This is a genomic window from Speluncibacter jeojiensis, from assembly GCF_029589495.1.
Classification (GTDB): Bacteria; Actinomycetota; Actinomycetes; order Mycobacteriales; family Mycobacteriaceae; genus Speluncibacter; species Speluncibacter jeojiensis.
In genome coordinates, this window is record NZ_JAAIVF010000001.1 from 1,170,294 (window position 1) to 1,195,182 (window position 24,889).

A 24,889-nucleotide genomic window follows, 5' to 3' on the forward strand; every position below is an offset into this window, starting at 1 on the left:
GAATGGTGCTCAGATCACTGAGCCACTCATCTAGCCGAGGCGCGATTCTCGAGCGAACGGCGCGCGCCGCCCCGATGTCCGACCGGCCTTGAGCCAGCATCGCCGTGGTCTCTGCCGCGAAACGTGCGGCCTCGGCCTCCGCTTGCGGTATCGCGCTGGAGACATCCCAACCGTTGTGCAGAGCGGGATACCGCACGGACGGTGAGGCCGTCGGTGTACCGCCCGGTGAGTCCTGCTGTCCCGCCCCGCACCCACCTACAGCCGCGATGATGATGCCAGCGGCCGCTGCGGCACCAAGCAATTTCGTGTGAAACACCCTGCGCGCGCCCATCAACTCGACCTCGGCACGTATCCGCCGCCGAGAAGCGACGCCAGTTCATCATTTGTCTGCGGGATTGACTGCAGCTTCGACGCGTAATCCTGCTGGTATTCGTTGATCCAGGCGTAGATGCCCCGGTCATCCAAGAACTCCCGAGCATCCCGCGAACGGCCGGGCATCGAGTCTCTCGAAAAGTCAATCTGCGCATCACCATCATGTAGTCCGGCAGGAACCTGCCCGTTCTGGTCGTACGCGCGCAGCGCCTGGGTCATCAACTCGTTCTGTTTGACAACGGCCATCTGATCGGGCTGTGCAACAGTCACACTGTGCAGGTCTGGGTCGTTGACCGCCTGCTCGATAAGCGAACTGGTCAGCGCTTCCTTTCCCGCGTCCAGCCCAGCGCCCAGCATTCCCGCGCCGGGCACCGCCTCAGAGACCTCCAACGGCGCGGTGAGCACCGAACCCGCGATCTCCAGTGCTTTGACCTTCGCATCGTGCACCGAGATCTGATGGTCGTTGTACTCGGTCGCCTGCTGCGTGTTCTGGAACGTGATCGCGTTCTGCCCGGCTACGTCGATGCGCGCCGACAGGTCCGGCAAGTGACCAGCATTGTCGCGCAGCCAAACCGAAGGATCTGCACCCCCCTCTCGCACGGCCTGACCAAGCAGCTGCTGCTGCGCGATGCCCTGCGCACTCTCGAGCGTGATACGCCCCTGACCGGACTCGCTGGCGAGCATCAACAGCCGGTTTCCGTCAACGACATTCAACTGAACCGCACCTGAGCTCGGCTCGGTGCTCGACGGCTTCTCGAAACCGAGGGGCGCACCCGGCCCCGCCAGTACATCCAGATGCGAACCGAGCAACCGGCTCATCGACGTCGCATACTCGGGATGCTCCGCGAAATCCTCGTTGAACCCCTGCACATACGACGTGCCACCGGACATCGTCACCAACGCACCGTCACCGACATGGCCCTGCGTCGGCGCGAACACCCCCGGCAGCCCCGCGAACGCCGACCGCGCGTTGTCCCCCACCGGCCCCGGCGTCTGAATGTCCCCACCGATCCACGACCACAACGAATTCTTCGCCTTCGTACCCGCATCGGTCTGCCACTCATTGTGCGTGAGCGCATACATCGTCGCCGACGGGTCATACCCCGCCGGCATCCCCTTGCCGGTCAACAGCGCGGCATCGGCCAGGTGATCACGGCCGCCGACCTGCGTGAGCTCGGCGATCGTGTCGTTGAGCATGCCCGTGCCGACCGGCACGCCACGACTGTCCTCGATCAACGTGGTGGGCAGCTTCTGCTGAAACTCCGGCTCGTACCGTGCGAGTTCCGACGCCTTGGTCACCAGCGACGCGCTGAGCTGACTGCCCTGCTGCACCGACGGATCCGCCGTATCCAGCAGGCCCGCGAACTGACGCACCTGGTCGACATTCGTGATCTCTGTCACCGACACCGGAAACCCCGACGCCGCACCCATCGTCGTACGGGAAACACCCGGGCCCACCAAGTCCTGCACCGATTTCGGCAGCTGGCCCATCCCGCCGGTCTCACCACTGGACGAGCCCACATTCGGCGACGACAGCGTGAACAACCCACTGGCGATGTTCGACCTGATGATCTGGTTAGGGCTCTCCCCGTGAATCGTCGGCCCCTGACCGAGCTTGTCGTCGAGCGAAAGCAGTCCGTCCTTGCCGGCCGACGCATAGAACGACTTGAGATAGTCGAACTGCCCGGCCGGCAGTACCAACGCCGGCCGGTCTCCGACCGCGTTTCGCCGGTCCTCGTTCTGGCTCGACGTGAGCTGCGCCTGCGCGAGCCGTTCCTCGATGGCGCGGCGCTCCTGCGGCGACAGGTTCCCGGACGCGAGCGCCTCGAAGTCTCGCTTGCCTTGCTCCGCACTGAGATTCGGTGCCGCAACCGCCGTGACCTTCTCGAATCGCGAGGTCTGCGTCAACGCCTGCAGCGCCTTACCGATCTCCACACCCGCCGCCGTGTCCTGCTGATCAAGCAGATCCAGCGCGTGAGTGAGCCGCTCGGCATACTGCGCGGCGGCCGTGTTGCACAACGACTGCGCCGCGGCCGGGTTGTCGAGCAGCAGCTGCGCCTGCACGGCCAGCGCGCCGCGGGCGGTCTGCGGTGTCGGCGCGGTCACGGCTCCCGTGTCGGCAACCGCGCACCCGACCGCTTCGGCCGCGTCCACGATGCTCAACGCCTGCTGCCGCAACGGCCCCAGCGTCGCAGCCGCCCGGTCGAGCGCCCCGCCGACCACCAGGATCGCATCGGCCAGGGTGATGCCCGCGATCTTCTCGCCGTTAGGCACGCTCCGCGGCCGCATCGGCGGCCTGACCCTTCCACCCGTCCGCGGCCCGATCGACCGGATCCCAATTGATCTGCAACTGCGCGATACTCGGCCGCATCAGGCACCCCGCAGCTTACGCAACTCGGCCTCGAACCGTGCCTCCGCGGCCGCGTAGTCGTCACGATTCTGCGCGGCGATCTGCGACATGTCCGAGACCCGCCCGCGCATCAGCCCCACCGCGGCGCCCACGACACCGTCGATCTCCTTACCCGCCGCCCCGACCGCCGACACACCGACCCACTTCGCCGCCGGCTCGAACAACCCGGTCGACGGCAAACCCTTCACCGTCTCCGCGATCGCCGCCAACACATTCGACAACCCCTGCAACACGTCCCGATCGACCTGCAGCGTCTTATCGCCCACCGAGAAACCCCACCCCTGATGTTGAACAAACAAACCTATTGAACAACCGACCGTAGAGCCTAGCGGTAGCACATACTCACTCGAGAAGGTGCCCGCGAAGCGGCAGGAGCCCGTCGTGAACGAAGCCGGATCGTATCGTCGCCCCAGAGTGGTGTTGCCGACGCTCGTCGCCGCCCTGGCGCTCTGCCTGGGTGTCACGGCGCCCGCCGCCGCCTCGCCCGCGACGGCCCTGCCCCCGCTGGGCCACGACTTCCTCTGGGGCGTCGCCAGTTCCGGCTTCCAGTCGGAGGGCTACGCGCCCGACAGCAACTGGACACGCTACATCGCCCAAGGCCGGTCCGAGGACCCGTACCGCAACTCCGTGGACTTCCGGCACCGCTACGCCGCCGACATCGCACGAGCGAAGGGCCTGGGCGTCAAGGTGTATCGCATCAGCGTGGAGTGGGCGCGGATCGAACCCCGACCGGACGTGTGGGATGAGGACGCATTCCGCTTCTACGACAACGTCATCGACGACATCCGTGCGTCCGGCATGCGGCCGATGATCACCCTCGATCACTGGGTCTATCCCGGTTGGGAGGTCGACCGCGGCGGCTGGCGCAACCCCGGCATGGTCGACGACTGGGTCATCAACGCCCGCAAGGTCGTCGACCGGTACGCAGGCGACGACCCGCTGTGGGTGACGATCAACGAGCCGACCGCCTACGTGGGCATGGAATTGCGCAACGGCGGAATCGCGCCGACGGACGCACCCGCGATGCTCGACCGGCTCGTCGCCGCGCACGACGGGATCTACGACTACATCCACCGGGTGCAGCCGCGCGCGATGGTCACCAGCAACGTCGCGTACATCACCGGTGCCGAGGCCGCGGCCGACCGGCTGTTCGAGGACCGGATCGCCTCCCGGCTCGATTTCGTCGGCATCGACTACTACTACGGCGCCTCGCTGACCGATCCGCTGTCCGCGGTGGCCGCGCTGACCGGACAGCCCTGGAAGGCGACGCTGCAGCTCGAGGGCATCTACTACGCACTGGGCTTCTATGCCCGCAAGTTCCCGGGCAAGCCACTGTATGTCGTCGAGAACGGCATGCCGACCGACAACGGCGCACCCCGGCCGGACGGCTACACCCGCGCCGACAACCTGCGCGACACCGTCTACTGGCTCCAGCGCGCGAAGGCCGCCGGGATGAACCTGATCGGCTACAACTACTGGAGCGTCACCGACAACTACGAGTGGGGCAGCTACCGCCCCCGCTTCGGCCTCTACACCGTCGACGTGCTCACCGACCCCACCCTGACCCGCCGTCCCACCGACGCGGTGCCCGCGTACACCGCGATCACCCGGGCCGGGGGCGTCCCGACCGGCTACCGGCCGACGCGCGCGCCGGCCCCGTGCTCGCTGGTCGACCCGCCGGAGAGCTGCCTGCACCCGGTCACCGGCTGAGAGCCCGCTGAGGACGTCGGCGGCTGCCAGGTCCGTCGAGTATTTTCGGATGCGACCGTGACGCCGGCCCCTGCCCGGCCTCCCCTCGACAGGAAGCTGACCCCGCGTGGCCGACATCATCACCGACCTGGCGTTCGACGGATCGACCATCGACGGTTCCTGGTACCTCGACACCACCCGCTTCGCGCATGACACGAGCTGGCTCAACGGGTTCATGAACGTCTACACCAGCATCGGTGTCGTGTTGTTCGCGGTGTTCATCGTGATCGGCTGGTGGATCGCCCGCTCGGCGCGGTCGTCGGTGATGACCGCGCTGATCGCCGCGCCGGTCAGCGCGGTGGTGGCGTACGTGATCAACGATGCGATCAAGTCGGTGGTGGCCGAGGCTCGGCCCTGCTACGCCTACCCCGGCACGTTCCTGATCGAGAAGTGCCCGCCGTTGAGCGACTACTCCTTCCCGAGCAACCACTCCGTGGTGGTTGCGGCGGTCACGGTGTCCCTGTTCTTCGCGAGCATCCGGCTCGGCGTGGTGTCGGCGATCGCGGCACTGCTGATGGGCTTCTCCCGCGTCTACGTCGGCGCGCACTATCCGCACGACGTGCTGGTCGGGCTGTTGGTCGGCGTGCTCGTCAGCCTGGCGGTCACCCTGCTCGCGCAGCGCTACGCGACCGGGCTGGTCGACCGTATGCGCGGCGGACCGCTGCAGCCGGTCCTCGGCGCCCCCGACCGCGACGGCTCCGAGGCCGCGGCGCACCGGGTCGATCCCGCGGGCGTCGGAGACTGATCCGATCCGGCCTCCGGCGTTTTCCGCCGCGGCCGGTGGCACGTCTTCTACCGTGGGACCACGGGGGTCCACGAGGGAAGTGATGCCGTGCCCAGCAACAGATCGGCTCGTGACCGAGTGACGGCGCCGGCCCGGCGGTGGCTCGGGACGTGTGCGCTGGCCGTCGCCGCCGCGCTGACCGGCGCCTCGCTGACGCTGGCCGCACCCGCGGCCGCCGCGACCGGCGACGGCTCGCATCTGGACCACATCGACAAGCTGGATGCCCGGCAGTGGAACGTCTACGTGTACTCGGCGGCCATGCGGCGCACGATCGAGTTCAAGGTGATCCGCCCGGCGAACACGTCGGCGGCGCGCCCGTCGCTGTATCTGCTCAACGGAGCCGGCGGCGGCGAGGACAGCGCCAACTGGCACTCCCAATCCGACGTGCTGTCCTTCTTCGCCGACAAGAACGTCAACGTGATCACGCCGATCGGCGGACGGTTCACCTACTACACCGACTGGCTCCGACCCGATCCCGTGCTGGGCGTCAACAAGTGGACCACCTTCCTGACCCGTGAACTGCCGCCGATCATGAACGCGACGCTCGGCGCCGACGGCCGTAACGCGATCGCGGGGCTGTCGACCTCGGGCAGTGCGGTGCTCGCACTCGCCGAACAGGCTCCCGGGCTGTACCAGGGGGTAGGCGCCTACAGCGGCTGCGCTGCGACCAGCACCCCGCCCGGCCAGCAGTATGTCGATCTGGTCGTCGGCGTCGGCGGCGGCGACACCGCGAACATGTGGGGCCCGCAGTCCGGTCCCGACTGGGCGGCCAACGACGCGTACCTGCACGCCGACCGCTTGCGCGGGCTGGCCCTGTACATTTCGAGCCGCACCGGATTGCCTGGACCGCACGACAATCTCGGTGGCCCCGGTCTGGAGGGCAGCCCGGTCGCGTTGGCCGACCAGATGGCCGTCGGCGGTGCCATCGAGGCGGCCGTCGACCAGTGCACGCGCCAGCTCGCCGCGAAGCTGAGTGCCCTGCACATCCCCGCCACCGTCAGCGTCGACACGCCCGGCACCCACTCGTGGGGCTACTGGCAGGACGACCTGCACCGGTCCTGGCCTCTGCTCGCGGCGTCGATCGGCGCCTGAGCCCGGACCGAGGGTGCGTAACTCCCACCCTCGGGGACCTACTCCTCACCCGATGCCGGGTCCAGAATGGAAGGTGCTCCACAGAAGAACCCGGGGGGCTTCCCCAGTACGGCGAAGCCCCCACAGGAGGTAGGACATCATGCTAGGACTCGTCCTCGGCCTCGGCAGCAGTGTCATCGGCATCGGACTCGGCCTCGGCAGCAGCGCGCTCGGCCTCGGGCTCGGACTGTTGCTCAGTGACGCGACCATCAAGCGTGACGTGCGCAGACTCGGTGACTGACTGATCCGGCTCAGCGGTACTGCGGTGGCTGCTGGCCGGGAGCTTGGCCCTGCGGTTGCCCGTATCCGAGTTGCGCCGCAGTGTGCTTCGCCGCCTCGGTGACCGGCACCGCATAGACGGCGGTGCCGTAGGCGCAGATCTCGGTCCAGGTGTCACCGAGTTCGGTGGTGTCGAACCGCATGCACACAATCGCGTTGCCACCGCGGGACGCGGCCTCGCCGATGAGCCGGCCCATCGCCTCGTTGCGACTCTCGGCGAGGTTCTTGGTCATGCCCTGCAACTCGCCGCCGAACATCGACTTGAACCCGGCACCCATCTGCGAGAAGGCGTTTCGAGACCGCACGGTCAACCCGAACACCTCTCCGCACACCCGCTGGATCTCCCAGCCGGGAAGGTCGTTGGTGGTCACGACGAGCATCTGATTCACGTGCCTTTCGGGGTTGTCGTCAACTGCCGGGCAACATCTCGAACACGGGGCGGCATCGAACCGGAAGCGGAGCCGGACGGATCAGCCGTCGATGACGACGCCGCCGAGTTCGTCCCGGACCAGTTCGATACTCGCCTCGTGCGGGTCGCGCCGCTCGACCGGCCGGCCGGTGTCGGCTGCGGCCTCCGCGAGCATCGCCTCCTCGTCCTCGGCGGTGTCGACCGGCGGAGAACCCATGTGGTCGTACGGGTCGTCGGGGAGATCCGGCTCGTCCGGCGGCGGGACTTCCGGACCCGAAACTCCAGGAGACTGCGAACGTGACTGCGCCGCATCATCATCGGCCGGCTTGGCCGCACGACTCGGCCGCTGGTACCGCGGCGGTGACTTCGGCTGGGTGCGCGCCTGGCCCTGTCGTCCCGCGGGTGCACCCGCACCGCCGGCCGGGGCCGGGCCGGACCCGACCTCGAACTGCACCTGCCAGTCGACGCCGAACACATCCTCGAGCGCCCCGCGGACCACCTCGAGATTGTGCGGTTCGGCGAGCCGCTTGGCGAGCGGCGCCGAATCGTGGCTCATCGTCAGGACCTGGCCGCTGACCGACCGCACCACCGCACCGGAGAGCATCACCTCGAGCGCCCGGCTGGCCTGGCGGACCCGCGCGCGCACCTCGGACCATGCGGCCCGCACCGCCGCCGCGTCCGGGCCCTCCGCCGCAGGCTCGGGCCCTCCGGCGGCGGGCTGAAGATCCGCGGCTGGTTCGGCGACGGGTTCGGGCACCTCTGCGGGAACGGCCGGACGCTCGTCAACAGGCTCCGCGGCAGCGGGCTGGGCGGGAGCGGGCTGTGCCGCGGCCGGCTGCTGCTCGGCGGCCGCCGATTCCGCAGCGGCCGCCGAGGTTTCGGGAGCCGACACCTCGCGAGCCGGAGCCACGGGAGCCGGAGCCGCGGGAGCCGGGGCTGCCGCCGGTTGCGGCGGGGCCGACTGCTGCGGCGGAGTCGCCGGCCGAGCCGGGGTCGCGGTCTCGTCCGCGGCGGCCTTGCGCTGCGACGGCCGCTGGTACACCGGACCGCTCGGATTCTCCGCCGGTGCGGCGGGAGCTGCCGCGGTTCCGGGGACCCCCGGGACTGCCGCCGCGGCAGCGCCCGCGTCCCCGGAACCGGCCGACCGCGCGGCCGGCGGATTGACCGCGACACCGCGCTCCAGTCGCTCGAGACGCTGCAGCACAGCCGATTCCGCCTCCGAGGCGGCGGGCAGCAGCATCCGCGCGCACATCACCTCGAGCAGCAGGCGGGGGGCCGTGGCACCGCGCATCTCGCCCAGACCGGCGTGCAGCACCTCGGCATAGCGGGTCAGCGTGGCCGGCCCGATGTGCGCGACCTCCTCGCGCATCCGCTCGAGCATGTCGCCCGGCGCGTCGACCAGACCCCGCTCGCCCGCGTCGAGTACCGCCTCGAGCAGGATCAGGTCGCGCACCCGCTCGAGCAGGTCGGTGGCGAAGCGCCGCGGATCGTGACCGGCCTCCATCACCCGGTCGACGGTGCCGAACAGCGCGGACGCGTCGGCGGCCGCCAGCGCGTCCACGGCGTCGTCGATCAGCGCGACGTCGGTGACACCGAGCAGCGCCAGCGCCCGCGCGTACGTCACGCCCTCGTCGCCGGCTCCCGCGAGCAGCTGGTCGAGCACGCTCAGCGAGTCGCGGGGCGACCCACCACCGGCCCGGATGACCAGCGGGTACACCGGCGCCTCGACCTGCACGGTCTCCTGCGCGCAGATCTTCTCGAGCAGGCCGCGCATGACCGACGGCGGCAGCAGCCGGAACGGATAGTGGTGGGTGCGCGACCGGATCGTCGGCAGCACCTTCTCCGGCTCGGTGGTGGCGAAGATGAAGATGAGGTGCTCCGGCGGCTCCTCGACGATCTTCAGCAGCGCGTTGAAGCCCGCGCTGGTGACCATGTGGGCCTCGTCGATGATGAACACCCGATACCGCGACTCGGCGGGCGCATAGAAGGCCTTGTCCCGCAGGTCACGGGTGTCGTCGACGCCGCCGTGACTGGCCGCGTCGAGCTCGATCACGTCGAGGTTGCCCGGACCGCCCGGCCCCAGCGCGACACACGACCGGCAGGTGCCGCACGGGGTGGCCGTCGGGCCCTCGACGCAGTTGAGCGAGCGGGCGAGGATGCGCGCCGACGACGTCTTGCCGCATCCGCGCGGTCCGGAGAAGAGGTAGGCGTGGTTGATCCGACCTGCCTCGAGCGCCGTGCTCAGGGGCTCGGTGACATGCTCCTGCCCCACCACCTCGGCGAACGTCGCCGGTCGATACTTCCGGTAGAGGGCCACGCGCCGAGGGTACCGGGACACCCCGACACGTGGCTCGGCCAACCGGTCAGCGCGGGACGTCGCCGAGGACCGTCACCCGCTCCATCACGCGGCGGTGCGGGAAGTAGTCGCTGGCCGCGTAGTGCTGGGTCGCACGGTTGTCCCAGAAGGCGATGGTGCCCGGCTGCCAGCGCAGCCGGCACTGGAAGTCCGGCACCTTCGCCTGCTCGATGAGCAGCCGGAGCAGTTCGGCGCCCTCGACCGGGTCGATGTCGGCGATGTGCGTGGTGAACAGGCTGTTGACGAACAGCAGCTTGCGGCCGGTCTCCGGGTGCGTGCGGACCACCGGGTGCCGCACCGGCGGGTACTGCTCACGCATCTTGGCCAGCCGCTCCGGGTCCATGCTCCGCCCGAACGACGGTACGAAGTCGTGCACGGCCTCGAGCGGGTCGATGCGCGCCTTGATCTCGTCGGGCAGGCAGTCGTAGGCGTTGCCCATGTCGGCCCACAAGGTGTCCCCGCCGACGGGCGGCACCTCGAGGGCCCGCAGCACCGAGCCGAGCGGCGGGGTCTTGGTCCAGGTCACATCGACGTGCCAGATGTTCTCGGTGCCGGGGTTGTCGGCGCCGCGGTCGAAGTGCACCACCTCGGGCAGATCGCCCTTGGGCAGCAGCGGGTGCACCTCGAGCTCGCCCCAGTGCGCGGCGAAGTCCCGGTGCTGATGCGCGGTCAGCTGCTGGTCGCGGAAGAACAGCACCTTCCACTCGAGCAGCGCACGCCGCAGCTCGACGATCAGCTCCTCACTCGGCTCACGCAGATCCACGCCGAGGCACTCGGCGCCGATGTACGGGGTGACCGGCCGCAGGTCGAAGGTGGTGTACGGCGCGTCCGTCATGCCGTCGGCCAGCCGGCGCATGCCGCGCGGGCCGAACTCGATGGTGTGGTCGCCGATCTCCACGGTTCGGGAGGTGGTCAGCACTGACATGGGCGTTCTCCTTGGTTCGGGGTCAACAAGACGGCGGGGTGGGGCCGCGTCGGGATTCGGGGGCGAGCAGGGCGCCGACGGACATGTCGAGCACGTGGGCGACGGTCTGGTCGAACGACGCGGCGACCACCGGGATGCCCGCGGTCTTGCGCTGCTCGAAGACCGCGAGGGCGGCGACGGCCATGCTGAACATCAGGTCGATGCGCTCGACGGCGGTGCGTCTGTCCAGGTGGTCGAGCACGCGGGTCAGCCTGGCGAGCACCTCGGCGTTGGCGTCCGAGACGTCGGCGAATCCGCCGGTCGAGAAGTCGACCGCGGGCGCGACCCGGGCGAGGAACTGCGCGTAGTGCGAGACCTCCTCGGTGCTGCGCACATAGTCGGCGAGCGGCACCAGCGCCACCTCGACCAGCGCCCGCACCTCGTTGCCGCGCCCGCGCGCGTCGACGTCGGCGAGCAACGCGCGCCGGGCCGTGTTGATCTCGCCCATCCGGCGGCGCAGCACCGCCAGCACCAGCCCGTCGCGACCACCGAAGTGATACGCCACGGCGGAGTTGTTGCGCTGGCCTGCGGCGGCCGCGACGTCGCGCATCGACACACCGTCGATGCCCCGTTCGGCGAACAGTCGTTCGGCGACGTCGATCAGTGCGCCGCGGGCGTCCTCGGAACTGGGCATGGCACCACCGTATAAGTCAGTGACTTAATCGTCAATGGTATTGCGGTCCACAGGCATTCCGCTCGATCTGCCGCGACTAGGCGCACGCTCGGCCGGTCGCCAGCACAAGTCCCACTCAACGAGAGTGATCGGTGTCGACCGTGCGAAGGCTCCTAACGTCACGTCCGATTTCAGCTTCCCCCCGAAGTGCCCGCGTGGACCGTCCCGCCCGGGATCGCGACGGCCCCGCAACGCAGTTCTGAAGGAAACCGATGGCGCTCAACCTGAATCCCGTCCACGGGCCGGTCCCCAAGTCCCGGATCTTCGCCGTGCTGGCGATGATCATCCTGCTGTCCGAGATCGCAAGCTTCGAGTTCATGCTCGTGATCCCGGACCTGCCACATCTCGCGCAACATTTCCGGACCCTCAACATCGCCTGGGCGTTCACGATCGTGCTGCTCGTGGGCGCGACCATCCAGCCGCTGGTCGGCAAGGCGTCCGACAAGTGGGGCAAGAAAAACACGATCGTCGCGCTCAGCGTCGTCTTCGTGGCCGGCAGCGTCCTCTGCGCGCTGGCCACCGACTTCTCGATGCTGCTGGTGGGCCGCGCGCTGCAGGGGTCGCTGATCGGCGCCGTCGGCGTCTCGTACGGCCTGGTCCGCGACATCATCCCGCGTGAGACCGTCCCGGTCGCGCTCGGCGCGGTGGTCACCGGCATCGGCATGTCCGCGGTCGCCGGACCGTTCATCGCCGGTTGGCTCATCGACGGATTCGGTCCGCAGTCCGTGTTCTGGTTCATGGCGATCTATGTCGTCGTGCTGCTGCCGATCTACATCGCGATCGTGCCCGAGAGCGACGTCCGCGTCGACAAGCCGGTCGACTACCTGGGCATCGCGCTGCTCGGCCCGGGCATCGGTGTGCTGCTGCTGGCGCTGACCGAGGGCGCCGACTGGGGCTGGTCGGCCGCGGGCACGCTCGGTCTGTTCCTGCTCGGTGCCGTGATGCTGATCGCCTTCGTCATCTGGGAGCGAAGGACCCCGAACCCGGTCCTCGACCTGAAGATCCTGTTCGGCCGCAAGTTCGGCCCCACCGTCCTCGCCGTCGCCTGCATCTCGTACATGATGAACGCGGACTCCATGATCCGGCCGACCATGCTGGAGATGCCGCACATGCCGGGCATCTCGTACGGCGCAGGGCTGTCGGTGCTCGACTTCGCCATCTGGACCGTCCCGATGGGCGTCGTCGGCATGTTCGCCGGCCCGCTCGGCGGCTACCTGTCCAAGAAGATCGGCGCCAAGTACGTGCTGATCGCCTCGGCCGTGCTGTTCCTGATCGTGATGCTCACGATGTCGGCTCTGCCCGTCACCCAGTGGCAGATCTCGGCGATCAGCTTCCTCGCCGGTTTCGCGATCGGCTTCCTGCACTCCTCAAACGGCAACCTCACGCAGGACGCGCTGCCCAAGGAACAGGGCGGCATCGGCAACACCATCGCCGGCATGTCCGGACTGCTCGCCGGGAGCATCGCCACCGCCGTCACCGGCGTGGTGATGGCCCAGCACGTGCTCATGGTCGTCCCGACCACACACACCGTGATCTACAAGGACGAGGCGCTGACCCAGGGTTACTACGTCGCCGTCGCGATCGGCGTGGTCGGCCTGGTCATCGCGCTGGTCATGAGGCACGGCAGCAAGCCGGCACGGGGTGGCCTGGTCGAGGGCGAAGGGGAAGGCGGGGAGAAGACATCCGCCGCACCCACGGACGCGATGGCGCACTGACAGCGGCGCACCGACACAGGCGAGGGGCACCCCGTGGCAGCACCGGATTGGTGGCGGTCCGCCGCGATCTACCAGCTGTACATCCGCAGCTTCGCGGACGGCAACGGCGACGGTGTCGGCGACATCGCCGGCATCCGTTCCCGGCTGCCGTATCTGGCGGAGCTGGGCGTCGACGCGATCTGGGTGAACCCGTGGTATCCGTCGCCGATGGCGGACGCCGGCTACGACGTCGCCGACTTCCGCGACATCGAACCAGCGTTCGGCACCCTCGCCGAGGCGGAGGCGATGATCGCGGAGGCGCACGCGCTCGGTATCCGGGTGCTGCTGGACCTCGTCCCCAACCACGTGTCGGACGCGCACCCGTGGTTCCGGGAGGCGCTCGCCGCCGCCCCCGGTTCCCCGGAACGCGACCGGTTCCTGTTCCGGCCCGGTCGCGGCACGAACGGTGACGAGCCGCCGAACGACTGGGCCGGCTCCTTCGGCGGCCCCGCCTGGACCCGGGTCGTCGAGGCCGACGGCACCCCCGGACAGTGGTATCTGCACCTGTTCACCCCGCAGCAGCCGGATGTGGACTGGCGCAACGCCGACGTCCGCGCCGACTTCGAGAAGACGCTGCGATTCTGGTTCGATCGCGGCGTCGACGGCTTCCGGATCGACGTGGCGCAGGCCCTCGCGAAGGATCCGGCGCTGCCGGACCTGAACGGCCTGACCTTCCCCACCCCCGTGCCGGCGGACGGGTCGGCGCCCGCGCAGCACCCGCACTTCGACCGCGACGAGGTCCACGACGTCTACCGATCGTGGCGGGCGATCGCCGACGGCTACGACCCGCCGCGGGTGTTCGTCGCCGAGGCGTGGGTGGGCCGCGCCGACCGGCTGGTGCGCTACCTGCGACCCGACGAGCTGCACAGCGCGTTCAACTTCGACTTCATGCTGTCCCCGTGGGACGGTCCGACGCTGCGCACGGTCGTCGACCGCACCGTCGCCTCGCACGCCACCGTCGGCGCCGCCCCCACCTGGGTGCTGTCCAATCACGACGGCATCCGGCACCTGTCGAAGTACGCGCGCCCGCAGACGGGCAGGCGGGTGTCGTTCCTGAGCCAGGTCCGGGATGTCCCGGCGGACCTCGAACTGGGCGAGCGCCGGGCCCGCGCCGCCATGATGCTCACGTTCGCGCTACCCGGCGGCGTGTACGTCTACCAGGGCGAGGAGCTCGGGCTGCCGGAGGTGGAGGACATTCCCGACGACCGCCTCCGCGACCCGATGTGGGAGCGTTCCGGGCACACCGAGCGGGGACGCGACGGCTGCCGGGTCCCGCTGCCGTGGTCCGGCGACGCCGCCCCGTACGGGTTCGGCCCCGACGGCGGCGCCGAGACGTGGCTGCCGCAGCCGACCGGCTGGGGGCCGCGCACCGCCGCCGCCCAGGACGGAGATCCGTCGTCGATGCTCGAGCTGTACCGCCGCGCCCTGCGCCTGCGCCGCACGGTGCCCGCCGATGCCGGCCTCGAATGGCAGCCCTCCGCCGCGGACGTGCTCGACTTCCGTCGCGGGGACGCGCTGCGCTGCGTCGTCAACCTGTCGCCGGAGCCCGTCGCGCTGCCGCAGGGCCGCGTGGTGCTCGCCAGTTCCCCGCTCACCTGCGAGGCAGCCCTGGCCCCGGACTGCGCCGTCTGGCTGGACTGATCTCGGTCTCACTCACCGGGAGTGATCGCGGTCACGCACTCGGGCGTGATTAGCGTCACGTCCACTTCCCGCTACGACCCCCGAAGTACCCCCGCGTGGTCCCTCGCGCCCGAAAACGCGACGGCCCCCTCGCCTCTGAAGGAAACCGATGGCGCTCAACCTGAATCCGGCCCACGGGCCGGTCCCCAAGTCCCGGATCTTTGCCGTACTGGCGATGATCATCCTGCTGTCCGAGATCGCAAGCTTCGAGTTCATGCTCGTCATCCCGGACCTGCCGCACCTGGCTGCGCAGTTCCGCACGCTGAACATCGCCTGGGTGTTCGGCATCGTGTCGTTGGTCGGTGCGACCATCCAGCCTCTGGTCGGCAAGGCCTCGGACAAGTGGGGCAAGCGGAACACCATCGTCGCGCTGGCCGTGATCTTCGTGATCGGCAGCATCATCGCCGCGACTGCGGGCAGCTTCGGGATGCTGCTGCTCGGACGGGCCCTGCAGGGCTCGCTGGTCGGCGCCGTCAGTGTCTCCTACAGCCTGGTCCGCGACATCATCCCGCGCGAGACCGTGCCGATCGCGCTCGGTGCGGTGGTCACCGGCATCGGCATGTCCGCCCTGGCCGGACCGTTCCTCGCGGGCTGGCTCATCGACGCGTTCGGCTCGCAGTCGATCTTCTGGTTCATGGCCATCTATGTGGTCGTGCTGCTGCCGATCTACGTTGCGGTCGTGCCCGAGAGTGATGTCCGCGTGGACAAGCCGATCGACTACCTCGGCATCGTCCTGCTCGGCCCCGGAATCGGCCTGCTCCTGCTCGGCGCGACGCAGAGCACGGACTGGGGCTGGACGTCCGCGGGCACGCTCGGCCTGTTCGCCGTCGGCGCGATCATGCTGGTCGGCTTCGTGGTCTGGCAGCGGATCACCCCGAACCCGCTGATGGACCTGAAGATCCTGTTCGGCCGCAAGTTCGGCCCGACCGTCCTCGCCGTCGCCTGCGTGTCCTACATGATGAACGCTGACGCGATCATCCGCCCGACCATGCTGGAGATGCCGCACATGCCGGGCATCACCTACGGCGCGGGCCTCTCCGCACTCGACTTCGCGATCTGGACCTTCCCGATGGGCGTGCTCGGCATGTTCGCCGGCCCGCTCGGCGGCTACCTGTCCAAGAAGATCGGCGCCCGCTACGTGCTGATCGCCTCAGCGGCGCTGTTCCTGATCATCATGTTCTCGATGTCGACGCTGCCCGTCACCCAGTGGCAGATCGGCGGCATCAGCTTCCTCGCCGGCTTCGCGATCGGCTTCCTGCACTCCTCGAACAGCAACCTCGTGCAGGACGCGCTGCCCAAGCAGCTCGGCGGCATCGGCAACTCCATCGGCGGCATGCTCGCGCTGCTCGCCAGCGGCATCGCCTCCACCCTCACCGGCGTGGTGATGGCGCAGCAGGTGCTCATGGTCGTTCCGAAGACGCACTCGGTGATCTACAAGGACGAGGCGCTCGTCCAGGGCTACTACGTCGCGATCGCCGTGGGCGTGATCGGCCTGATCATCGCGCTGGTCATGAAGCACGGCCGCAAGCCGGCACAGGGCGGCCTGGTCGAGGGCGAAGGTGACGACGCCGCGCTCACCGAGCCCGCCATGTCCCGCTGACGTCGGTTCGCACGTCGACGAACGGATCCCCGCCCTCCCCGACAGGAGGGCGGGGATCCGTTTCGCATTCCGCACAGTTTCGGAATATCCCATTGTGCGGCAACACTATTGACTGATTAAGACGCTGCTTTATACGGTGACGGAACATCCCCCGGACAAGACACGGAGCAGAGATGAACCGTCACTCGATCCCCATCGTCGCCGAGCAGCAGCAGCCCGCCCCCGCGGTCGACCACCGCGACCAGTCCGAACCGTTCCACCGTCCCGAGCCGGTCCGCCCGCCCGCCGGCGCGCCCAACGTGCTGCTCGTCCTGCTCGACGACGTCGGGTTCGGGGCGTCCTCCGCCTTCGGCGGCCCGTGCCGGATGCCGACCGCCGAGCGGCTCGCCGACGGCGGGGTGAAGTACACCCGGTTCCACACCACCGCACTGTGCTCGCCGACCCGCGCGGCGATGCTCACCGGCCGTAATCATCACAGCGTCGGATTCGGGGTCATCGCCGAACAGGCAACGGCAGCACCGGGTTACAACGGCACCCGACCGGCCTCGGCGGCCACGGTCGCCCGGGTCCTGCAGGGCAACGGCTATGCGACCGGCGCGTTCGGCAAGATGCACCAGACCCCGACGTGGGAGATCAGCGAGGCCGGGCCGTTCGACCGCTGGCCCACCCGCGAAGGCTTCGACCGCTTCTACGGCTTCCTCGGCGCCGAGTCCGACCAGTTCTCGCCGGTGCTCTACCGCGATTTCACCGTCGTCGATCCGCCGCGCACCCCCGAGCAGGGCTACCACCTGTCCGAGGACCTCGTCGACCAGACGATCTCCTGGATCGACTCGGTGCAGACGATGGATCCCGACAAGCCCTGGTTCGCCTACCTGCCGTTCGGCGCCTGCCACGCCCCGCTGCAGGTGCCCGACGACTACCTCGACAAGTACCGCGGCGAGTTCGACCACGGCTGGGACCGCCAGCGCGAGCTCACCCTCGCCAAGCAGAAGCAGCTCGGCGTCGTGCCCGCGGACACCGCGCTCGCCCCGTGGGCGCCCGGGCTGCCGCACTGGGACGAACTCGACGGCGACCACCAGAAGGTCTCCGCGCGGTTGATGGAGCTGTACGCCGCCTTCCTCGAGCACACCGACGACCAGGTCGGCCGGCTGATCGACCACCTCGAATTGTCCGGCACGCTCGACAACACCCTGGTGCTGTACGTGGTCGGCGACAACGGCGCCTCCGCCGAGGGCGGCATGGAGGGCTCGTTCAACTACCTCGCCGGGCTCAACGGCTACACCAGTACCGCCGCGGAGGTGCTCGAACGTTTCGACGAGCTCGGCACCCCCACCAGCTACCCGCACTACCCCGCCTCCTGGGCGATGGCGCTCGACACCCCGTACCAGTGGACCAAGCAGGCCGCGTCCCACTACGGCGGCACCCGCAACGGACTGATCGCGCACTGGCCCAAGGGAATCACCGACACCGGGCTGCGCCACCAGTGGCATCACTGCGTTGACATCACCCCGACGATCCTCGCGGCCGCCGGCATCCCGGCCCCGCAGACCGTCGACGGCGTGCCGCAGCAGCCGATGGAGGGCGTGGCGATGAACTACACCTTCGCCGCCGCCGCCGCCGACCGTCACACCACCCAGTACTTCGAGATCTACGGCAACCGCGGCATCTACCACCACGGCTGGACCGCCGTCACGCTGCACCGCGCACCGTGGCTGATGGCGACGCCCGGCCTGCAGCTGCCCCCACTCGACGAGGACCGCTGGGAGCTCTACGACACCACCGTCGACTGGTCGCAGTCCCGCGACCTCGCCGACGAGCACCCGGAGATTCTGGAGAAGCTCAAGGCGCGCTTTCTGATCGAGGCCGCCAAGCACCAGGTGCTCCCGCTCGACGACCGCACGGTCACCCGCAACGCCGCACCGGAGGACCGTCCGCCGCACCCGCTGCGCGGCCGCAAGTCGATCACGCTGTACCCGCACATGAACGGTTTGCCGGAGAAGGCGGCGCCGCCGCTGTTCAACCGGTCCTTCACGTTCACGGCGACACTGGAGACCGACGGGAAGCCGTGCGAGGGCATGCTCGCCTCGGTCGGCGGGCGCTTCGGCGGGCTCGCGTTGTACGTGATCGACTCGAAACCGGTGTTCTGCTACAACTTCAGCGGCGGCGGGCACACCTTCGTGCGGTCCGGTGTCGCGCTGACCGCGGACAGCCACGAGGTGAGTGTCGAATTCGCCTATGACGGTGGCGGAATGGGCAAGGGCGCCACCGCGACCCTGTCCGTCGACGGCGTGGTCGTCGCGCAGGGCCGCATCGAGCGGACCACCCGCGCGATCTTCAGCATGAACGAGCAGTTCGACATCGGCGTGAACCGGGGCAGCCCGGTCGCCGAGGAGTTCGCCGACCGCGGCCGCTTCGCCTTCACCGGAACGTTGCACCACGTACGCGTCGACCTGCCCGCCGGCGGGGTCGGGGTACCGCTCGCCGAACAGCAGCGCATCGCGCTCGCCGTCCACTGAACGTCCCAGTCTGCACCGTCCTTCTCCCGAAAGGTCCTCAGATGGCCCGTAGTTCGCTCAATCGAAAGACTGTCGGCCTGTTCGCCGTGCTCGCCGTGTCCGTGGCGACGGTCGCCGCGTGCTCGTCGTCCGGCGCCCAGTCCGACTCCGCGTCCGGCCCGTACCGGGTGCTTCTCGCGGCCGGCCTGAGCGGTCCCGGCCCGTTGACCGCGAACGCCCAGACCGAGGTGCTCGCCGCGAAGGCCGGTGCCGAGGTGATCAACAAGGCCGGCGGCATCGGCGGACGGCAGATCGAGATCACCGTCGTCGACGACGGCGGCGACGCCACGACCGCGGTGACGAAGGTCCGCGAGGCGATCAACTCCGGCCAGAAGCCGGACCTGTTCCTCGACACCGGCCCGTCGTCGGTGCCGACGGCGGTGCTGCCGATCCTCAAGCAGAACAAGATCCTCTCGTTCAACGTCAGCCCCACCGCCGACACCTCCGATCCGAAGAAGTTCCCGCTGAACTTCGACCTGACCACGAGCCCGGACGCGACCAGCCTCGCCGTCGCGCAGTACGCCAAGGGCAAGGGCTACGAGTCGGTCGGCATCATCCACTCCAGCACGAGTTCCGGCGAGACCATCGGGTCCACGCTGCAGTCCGCGTTGCAGCAGACCGGGGTGCGCTCGGCCGGCAACGAGTCCTACGACGCGACCGCGCTCGACATGACGGCGCAGCTGCAGGCCCTGAAGAACGCCGGGGCCTCGGCGGTCTTCATCGACGCCTACGGCGCCTCGCTCGGCTACATCCTGCAGAACGTGCAGCGACTGGGCTGGAACGTGCCGCTGATCGGCGGCATCTCCGCCTCGGCGACCGGCCTGATCACCAAGAATCCACCCGACGGAGTGCTCGGCACCCCGCAGGTTGCCAACATGGTCACCCAGGTGCTGCGCAGCAACGTGTACGACCCGAACGACAAGGCCGTCAACACCATGGTCGACACGATGGCCTCTCTCGGCGCCATCCCCGGTTCGGTGGAGCTCGCCGCGAACTACGACGCCTTCCCGCTGCTCGCCTCGGCGGCGAAGCAGGCCGGGACGACGACCGATGCGGCGAAGCTCGCCACGGCGCTGGAATCTCCTGTGGTGCAGCAGAATGCGCAGACGGCATATCTGCCGCGATACCACTTCGACGCCACCACCCACGCGGCGAACGTCGATGCGTCGACCTTCGAGTTCATCAAGCCCGGCCCGCTGGTGAACGGCCAGTTCGGCCATCCGGCAACCAACGGCAGCTGAGTTCCCGCGGCCGCTGGATTCCCGTGACCGCGCCGGTCGCCGGCTAGGACAGCCGGCGGCTGGCGTGGTGCGCGCCGAGTTCGGACAGCTTGACGACGACCATGTTGTTGTCGATCGGTTCCTTGTCCCGCCCCAGCCCGTCGATCACCGTGCGATAGTCGGAGCCCTCCAGGATCGCCCGGTGTCGATGATGAAAGTGCCCGTGCCACAGGCGATGCGGCTGCACGTTGTCGACGATGAACCGCAGCCGGTCGCGGTTGGCCTCTGAAGCCGCCAGCTCGTCCTCGGGGAAGCCGAACCGGTCGCGGGCCATGCCCGGGACGTCGACTCCGGCCGGGCAGTCGTGACAGAACATGACGTCGGCCCGACCGGCCCCGACCACCAGTTCGACGTCGCCGGGGCCGATGACCTCCTGCGGCCACCATGAGGTGCCGGGCACCCGCAGGAACCGGTCGATCGAATAGGCGCCGCCGAGTGCCAGGCACTCAACGTCGCCCCAGGTCCACCGCAGCCCGCGGGGCAGGTGCACCACGCGCGGACGCAGGTAGCGCAGCCCGTCGTCGGCGATGGGCTGCGCCAGCAGCCAGTCGAAGTCCTCGTGGTTGCCCTCGACGAAGCCCAGCACCATGTCGTGCGCGGACAGCGCCGCGTCGAGCGCGTCGAGGTAGCTGTCCATGAAGTGGTAGCCGAAGTCGCCCAGGTGGACGACCACGTCGGCGCTGCGGCGGGCGGCGTGCGCTATCGCGTCCAGGCCGTACTCGGTGTTCGCGTGCCAGTCTCCCGCGATCGCGACCCGCGCAGGAGTTCGAAGAAACAGACCGTCGACACTGGCCACCACGAACCTTCTTTCACACACCCCTCGCGACCATTGTCACCCGGATTCGCGGCGCGGTCACCTGGCAGTTGCCGAAGGCAAGGGTTGGGCCGTCGCCGTCAGACAGTGAGCACGCGTACCCGCCCGATTCGCGAAGGAAGTCCATTTTGGATGACTCAAGGTTCCTCGCCTGCACGTGAGTACCACCGGGGCAGCGGGTTTCATCGTTTGCCCGGATCGATGTAGTTGCCTTGTGCGGATCCTGTCAAGACGCTGGGCGATGTATTTCGATGCCGGGACCGCCGTCGTCCCATCGCCGGCGACGCCGAGGTCCGGTTGCAGGGCTGGGAAGAGTTCGACGAGCCGGTGGATCGGATTGTCAGCATCGGCGCATTCGAACACTTCCGTCGGCAACGCTACGACGCCTTCTTCGAGCGGTGTCGCAGCATCCTGCCGGACGACGGCAGGATGCTGCTGCACTCGATCACCACCTACACCCGCGAAGATCTCCAGCACATGGGGATCGCTGTCACGCGCGAGGACGCCCTGTTCCTGCGGTTCATCATGAGGGAGATCTTTCCCGGCGGTCAGCTTCCGCTCCGCGAAATGGTGACCCAGACCGGACGCAAGCACGGTTTCTGGATCCAGAAGATCGAATCGCTCCAACCCCACTACGCCCACACACTCGACCACTGGGCCGCGTCGCTGTCCGACCACCGTGAGCAAGCGATCGCGCTCGCCTCGGCGGAAACCTACGAGAAGTACATGAAGTATCTGACCGGGTGCGCGCGGAACTTCCGCCGTGGCCTGATCGACGTCCAACAGTTCACGATGATCAAATAGTCCCGATCCGCGCGGGGGCTACGGACAGAACACCGCGCTGTCGTGGCTACCGCCTTGCCTGTTTGCTGATCCAGGCGGCGACCTGGGTGCGGGAGGTGAAGCCGAGCTTGGTGAGGATGCGGTCGACGTGCCCTTCGGCGGTGCGCCTAGAGATCACCAACTTCGCGGCGATCGCCTGGTTGGTCAGGCCCTCGGCTACCAGGTCGGCGACCTGGCGTTCCCGTCTGGTCAGGCTCGTCGGGGATTGATCGGCGACGGCCTGCTGTGGGGGTTGCTCGCGGAGTGCGTAGGCGATTGCCGCCTCGGTGGTCATCGCAGTGCCTTCCCGGTGTGCGGAATGCTGCGTCGCCGCGCCGAGCCCCTTGCGGATGGCTTGTTCGAAGTCGCGTTGGTGCACAGCCAAATTGGGGAACAGAACCGGGGGGCTGCCGGTGAGCCGGCGGGGCGCCTCGGCCGCGGCCATGAGGACAGCGGCGCGCCGCAACTGGCGTGGGTTCCCGGCCGTGATCCAGGCGAGCGCCTGCAGACAGGTGAACACCATCAGCGGGTCACCGGTTCGCCGGGTCAAATCGAGCCCTTCCTCGAGAAGCCCGGTGGCGCGGTCGGCATCTCCCCCACGCCACGCGGCGACCCCGGTGGCCCACAATCCGTATCCACGTAGCAGGAATTCTCCCCGAGACCGCGCAAGAGTCAGGGCCCGCTCGTGGTAGTCCAATGCACGCGCCGGGTCGCCGTCGACGTGGGACCAGCCGGCCAGCATCAGCGCTTCGAGTGTGAGCTGCACAAGGGGCTCGCCGCCGGACCGGGCGGCGTCGATGGCGTCGGACAACCGGACCTGCGCGCGGCCGGCATCCCCGCTGTAGAGGGCGGCCGCACCCTCGGTGGCCGCGGCATAGGCGCGGATCGCCGGATCCGCGTCGGGCGGATCGAGGCCGCGGGCCCCGGCGGCGTAGGCGGCGACCGCCACCAGATCTCCCTGCGCCCCGGCCAGCAGGCAGGCGGCGTGCAGCGCTTTGATGCGCGGAAGGGATGACCCGAGGGCGGGTCGGTCGAGTGCGCTTTCGAGCCAGCGGCGTCCCTCGCCGACCAGACTGCGCGCACCCCAGAACGGGTACATCGCGGCGGCGATCTGCAGGGCGTCGTCACCGGGTTCGGTGAGGCTGTATTCGAACGCCTCACGCAGGTCCGGCAGTTCCAGTTTCAGGCGGGCGACCCAGTCGAGCTGGCGGGGGCTGGTCCAGTCGGCCTCCGCGTCGAGCGTCAACTGCTCGTGCCATTCGCGGTGTCGGCGGTGTAAATCCGGGTAGGCGCCGGCTTCTTCGATCTTCTCGCGGCCGTACTCGCGGATGGTTTCGAGCAACCGGAACCGAACCCGTCCGCCCGGCTCCTCTCGGATGACGATCGACTTGTCGACCAACGAGGCCAGCACGTCGAGCAGATCATGCTCTCCGACATCGCACACATGCTCGGCGTCGCGCAGGTCGAAGGCGGCGAACACCGACAGCTGGGACCACAGGTGCTGTTCTTCCGGTGTGCACAGCTGGTAACTCCAGTCGATGGACCAGCGCAGGGTCTGCTGGCGGGTCGGGGCGCCCCGATTGTTGCGGGTGAGCAACGCGAAACGGTCGCTCATGCGGTCGAGGATCTGTTCGGGGGTGAGCACCCGTAGGCGCGCTGCGGCGAGCTCGATCGCCAAGGGCAGTCCGTCGAGCCGTCGGCAGATCGCGGCGACGGTCGCCTTGTTCTCCTCTGTCAGTTCGAAGCCCGGCGCCGCGGCGGCGGCCCGGTCGAGGAACAACGCGATCGCATCGACCCGCGACAGTGCCTTCAGTGAAGCGGTCGCGCCATTCGGGGCGGTGGTCAGGGGCCGGACGGGCACCACCGTTTCGCCGGCGAGCTCGAGGGGCTCTCGACTGGTGGCCAGGACGGTCAGGTCAGGGCATTGCGTCACAAGCGCGGAGACGAGTTCTGCCGCAGCCTCGATCACTTGTTCACAGTTGTCGAGCACCAGCAGCGTCGTACGCGGCGACAGCACCTCGACCAGCGCCTCGGCCAGCGGTCGGCCAGCGTAGGAGCGCACCCCGAGGGTGGCGGCGACCACGTCGACCACCAGGTCCGGGTCGTGTATCTCGGCGAGTTCGACCAGCCGCACCCCGTCAGGGAAGGTGCGCGCCGCAGCCCTTGCCGCGGCCAGCGCGAGCCGGGTCTTACCGACCCCGCCGAGACCGGTCAACGTCACCAATCGGCCGCCCGAGAGTGCGTTGCGGACCTCGGTCAACTCGCGTGTCCGGCCGACGAAACTGGTCACCTCGACCGGGAGCTCACCGCCGCCGACCGGAAACTCCCGTCGATGACCGGGAGCCTCCTGCGGGCCGGTGGGGGCACCGGCCTGGACGAGACCGTCCTGGACCTGACGGAGTTGCTCGACGAGTGCGGCTGCGGAGGGCCGATCACGCGGGTTATGGGCCATTGCCTGCTCGATCACTGTGCACAACGGCTCCGGCACGCCGGTCTCGCGCAGGTCGGGTGCCGGTTCGGAGGTGATGCTGAGGAATTGAGCGGGGGTCCGCTCGCCGCTGTACCGTTCGAACGCGGCATGTCCGGTCAGTGCGTAGAACAAGGTGGCTCCGAGACCGTAGATGTCCGAGGCCGGTGTCGGCGTCGCGCCACCGAGTGCCTCAGGGGCGGTGAACGCGGGCGGAGCGAACATCCTGTCGGTCGTGAATGCACCGCCGGCCTGGGCGATACCGAAATCGGCCAGGGCAGGTTCGCGGTAGTCGGTGAACAAGATGTTCGCGGGTTTGATGTCGCGGTGCACGATTCGGAGTCGATGCGCTGCCTCGAGGGCTCCGGCCATCGTGATCCCCAGCTTCACCACCTCGGGCGTCGGCAGGGCGCCCTCGTCGTGGATCCGCGCGTCCAGGCTGCCACGCCGGTAGTACGGCATCACCAGGAACGGGCGCCCGGATCTGGTGATGCCGGTCTGCAGGACACCGACGATGTTCGGATGCCCGATCAGCCGGCCCATGGCGCGCTGCTCACGGACAAACGGCGTCCGATTCGGCTCGTCCGACTCAGTGGTGAGGACTTTGACCGCGACGGTGCGGTCCAGCTCAGGCTGGATGGCGCGAAAGACGACGCCGACCCCGCCGCGGCCGATTTCCTCGGCATCTGTGAACCCGACTTCAGCCAGTTCCGCGGCCAGCGCCGGACCCAGGTCGCGTTGGGTCGTGAATGAGTCGCCCTCGACCATCCGGTCACCTGCATCAGCTCAT

Annotated in this window: 18 protein-coding genes; 10 read left to right on the plus strand and 8 right to left on the minus strand. The window is 68.9% G+C overall.

Annotated elements, in window-relative coordinates:
* Positions 1–330: 330 nt before the first annotated feature.
* Positions 331–2,646 (minus strand): TPR repeat region-containing protein, encoded by a 2,316-nt coding sequence (locus G4X40_RS05105; protein ID WP_277830590.1) that lies wholly within the window; start codon positions 2,644–2,646, stop codon positions 331–333.
* Positions 2,647–2,742: 96 nt separating this feature from the next.
* Complete coding sequence (locus G4X40_RS05110; protein ID WP_277830591.1) at positions 2,743–3,048, minus strand: hypothetical protein; 306 nt, start codon at positions 3,046–3,048, stop codon at positions 2,743–2,745.
* 115 nt (positions 3,049–3,163) lie between these two features.
* On the opposite strand from G4X40_RS05110, the gene G4X40_RS05115 reads away from it, so the two are divergent.
* The 4 genes from G4X40_RS05115 to G4X40_RS05130 all read left to right on the plus strand — a co-directional run bounded on the left by G4X40_RS05115 (position 3,164) and on the right by G4X40_RS05130 (position 6,687).
* Positions 3,164–4,492 (plus strand): family 1 glycosylhydrolase, encoded by a 1,329-nt coding sequence (locus G4X40_RS05115; protein WP_408642115.1) that lies wholly within the window; start codon positions 3,164–3,166, stop codon positions 4,490–4,492.
* A 106-nt stretch (positions 4,493–4,598) separates the two neighbouring features.
* A complete protein-coding gene (locus G4X40_RS05120; RefSeq protein WP_277830592.1) occupies positions 4,599–5,276 on the plus strand; it encodes a phosphatase PAP2 family protein in 678 nt (225 codons plus the stop codon).
* Between the two features lie 117 nt (positions 5,277–5,393).
* Positions 5,394–6,407 (plus strand): alpha/beta hydrolase, encoded by a 1,014-nt coding sequence (locus G4X40_RS05125; protein ID WP_408642139.1) that lies wholly within the window; start codon positions 5,394–5,396, stop codon positions 6,405–6,407.
* 139 nt (positions 6,408–6,546) lie between these two features.
* Positions 6,547–6,687: a hypothetical protein gene (locus tag G4X40_RS05130; protein WP_277830594.1), complete on the plus strand. Its 141-nt coding sequence runs from the start codon at positions 6,547–6,549 to the stop codon at positions 6,685–6,687.
* A gap of 10 nt (positions 6,688–6,697) precedes the next feature.
* On the opposite strand, the gene G4X40_RS05135 is transcribed toward G4X40_RS05130, so the two are convergent.
* The 4 genes from G4X40_RS05135 to G4X40_RS05150 all read right to left on the minus strand — a co-directional run bounded on the left by G4X40_RS05135 (position 6,698) and on the right by G4X40_RS05150 (position 11,088).
* Positions 6,698–7,105, minus strand: a complete 408-nt coding sequence (locus tag G4X40_RS05135; protein ID WP_277830596.1) for a YbjQ family protein — start codon at positions 7,103–7,105, stop codon at positions 6,698–6,700.
* 90 nt (positions 7,106–7,195) lie between these two features.
* Positions 7,196–9,451 (minus strand): DNA polymerase III subunit gamma and tau, encoded by a 2,256-nt coding sequence (locus G4X40_RS05140; RefSeq protein WP_277830598.1) that lies wholly within the window; start codon positions 9,449–9,451, stop codon positions 7,196–7,198.
* 46 nt (positions 9,452–9,497) lie between these two features.
* Complete coding sequence (locus G4X40_RS05145) at positions 9,498–10,415, minus strand: TauD/TfdA dioxygenase family protein (protein ID WP_277830599.1); 918 nt, start codon at positions 10,413–10,415, stop codon at positions 9,498–9,500.
* Positions 10,416–10,437: 22 nt separating this feature from the next.
* Entirely contained in the window at positions 10,438–11,088 is a 651-nt protein-coding gene (locus tag G4X40_RS05150; protein ID WP_277830600.1) for a TetR/AcrR family transcriptional regulator, read from the minus strand.
* Positions 11,089–11,339: 251 nt separating this feature from the next.
* Here G4X40_RS05150 and G4X40_RS05155 point away from each other — a divergent pair, with 251 nt between their 5' ends.
* The 5 genes from G4X40_RS05155 (at position 11,340) to G4X40_RS05175 (ending at position 19,957) form a co-directional block, all read left to right on the plus strand.
* On the plus strand, positions 11,340–12,842 hold the full coding sequence (locus G4X40_RS05155) for an MFS transporter (RefSeq protein WP_277830602.1): 1,503 nt from the start codon (positions 11,340–11,342) through the stop codon (positions 12,840–12,842).
* Between the two features lie 33 nt (positions 12,843–12,875).
* Positions 12,876–14,522, plus strand: coding sequence for a glycoside hydrolase family 13 protein (locus G4X40_RS05160; protein ID WP_277830604.1), 1,647 nt, complete (start codon positions 12,876–12,878; stop codon positions 14,520–14,522).
* Positions 14,523–14,670: 148 nt separating this feature from the next.
* The gene (locus G4X40_RS05165; RefSeq protein WP_277830606.1) at positions 14,671–16,161 is read left to right on the plus strand and encodes an MFS transporter; all 1,491 of its coding nucleotides are present in this window, start codon (positions 14,671–14,673) and stop codon (positions 16,159–16,161) included.
* A 173-nt stretch (positions 16,162–16,334) separates the two neighbouring features.
* On the plus strand, positions 16,335–18,677 hold the full coding sequence (locus tag G4X40_RS05170) for an arylsulfatase (protein WP_277830608.1): 2,343 nt from the start codon (positions 16,335–16,337) through the stop codon (positions 18,675–18,677).
* Positions 18,678–18,718: 41 nt separating this feature from the next.
* Positions 18,719–19,957, plus strand: coding sequence for an ABC transporter substrate-binding protein (locus G4X40_RS05175; RefSeq protein WP_277830609.1), 1,239 nt, complete (start codon positions 18,719–18,721; stop codon positions 19,955–19,957).
* 43 nt (positions 19,958–20,000) lie between these two features.
* On the opposite strand, the gene G4X40_RS05180 is transcribed toward G4X40_RS05175, so the two are convergent.
* Positions 20,001–20,792, minus strand: a complete 792-nt coding sequence (locus tag G4X40_RS05180) for a metallophosphoesterase (RefSeq protein ID WP_277830610.1) — start codon at positions 20,790–20,792, stop codon at positions 20,001–20,003.
* 225 nt (positions 20,793–21,017) lie between these two features.
* Between G4X40_RS05180 and G4X40_RS05185 the strand changes: the two genes are divergently transcribed.
* Positions 21,018–21,614, plus strand: a complete 597-nt coding sequence (locus G4X40_RS05185) for a class I SAM-dependent methyltransferase (RefSeq protein WP_408642116.1) — start codon at positions 21,018–21,020, stop codon at positions 21,612–21,614.
* A 46-nt stretch (positions 21,615–21,660) separates the two neighbouring features.
* Here the strand turns inward: G4X40_RS05185 and G4X40_RS05190 are convergent, their stop codons facing one another.
* Complete coding sequence (locus tag G4X40_RS05190) at positions 21,661–24,867, minus strand: protein kinase domain-containing protein (RefSeq protein WP_277830612.1); 3,207 nt, start codon at positions 24,865–24,867, stop codon at positions 21,661–21,663.
* Positions 24,868–24,889: the final 22 nt, after the last annotated feature.

Coding starts and splice junctions, on each gene's coding strand:
- G4X40_RS05130 (WP_277830594.1), top strand. CDS start 6,547: ATGCTAGGACTCGTCCTCGGCCTCGGCAGCAGTGTCATCGGCATCGGA.
- G4X40_RS05135 (WP_277830596.1), bottom strand. CDS start 7,105: ATGCTCGTCGTGACCACCAACGACCTTCCCGGCTGGGAGATCCAGCGG.
- G4X40_RS05145 (WP_277830599.1), bottom strand. CDS start 10,415: ATGTCAGTGCTGACCACCTCCCGAACCGTGGAGATCGGCGACCACACC.
- G4X40_RS05150 (WP_277830600.1), bottom strand. CDS start 11,088: ATGCCCAGTTCCGAGGACGCCCGCGGCGCACTGATCGACGTCGCCGAA.
- G4X40_RS05155 (WP_277830602.1), top strand. CDS start 11,340: ATGGCGCTCAACCTGAATCCCGTCCACGGGCCGGTCCCCAAGTCCCGG.
- G4X40_RS05165 (WP_277830606.1), top strand. CDS start 14,671: ATGGCGCTCAACCTGAATCCGGCCCACGGGCCGGTCCCCAAGTCCCGG.
- G4X40_RS05170 (WP_277830608.1), top strand. CDS start 16,335: ATGAACCGTCACTCGATCCCCATCGTCGCCGAGCAGCAGCAGCCCGCC.
- G4X40_RS05175 (WP_277830609.1), top strand. CDS start 18,719: ATGGCCCGTAGTTCGCTCAATCGAAAGACTGTCGGCCTGTTCGCCGTG.
- G4X40_RS05190 (WP_277830612.1), bottom strand. CDS start 24,867: ATGGTCGAGGGCGACTCATTCACGACCCAACGCGACCTGGGTCCGGCG.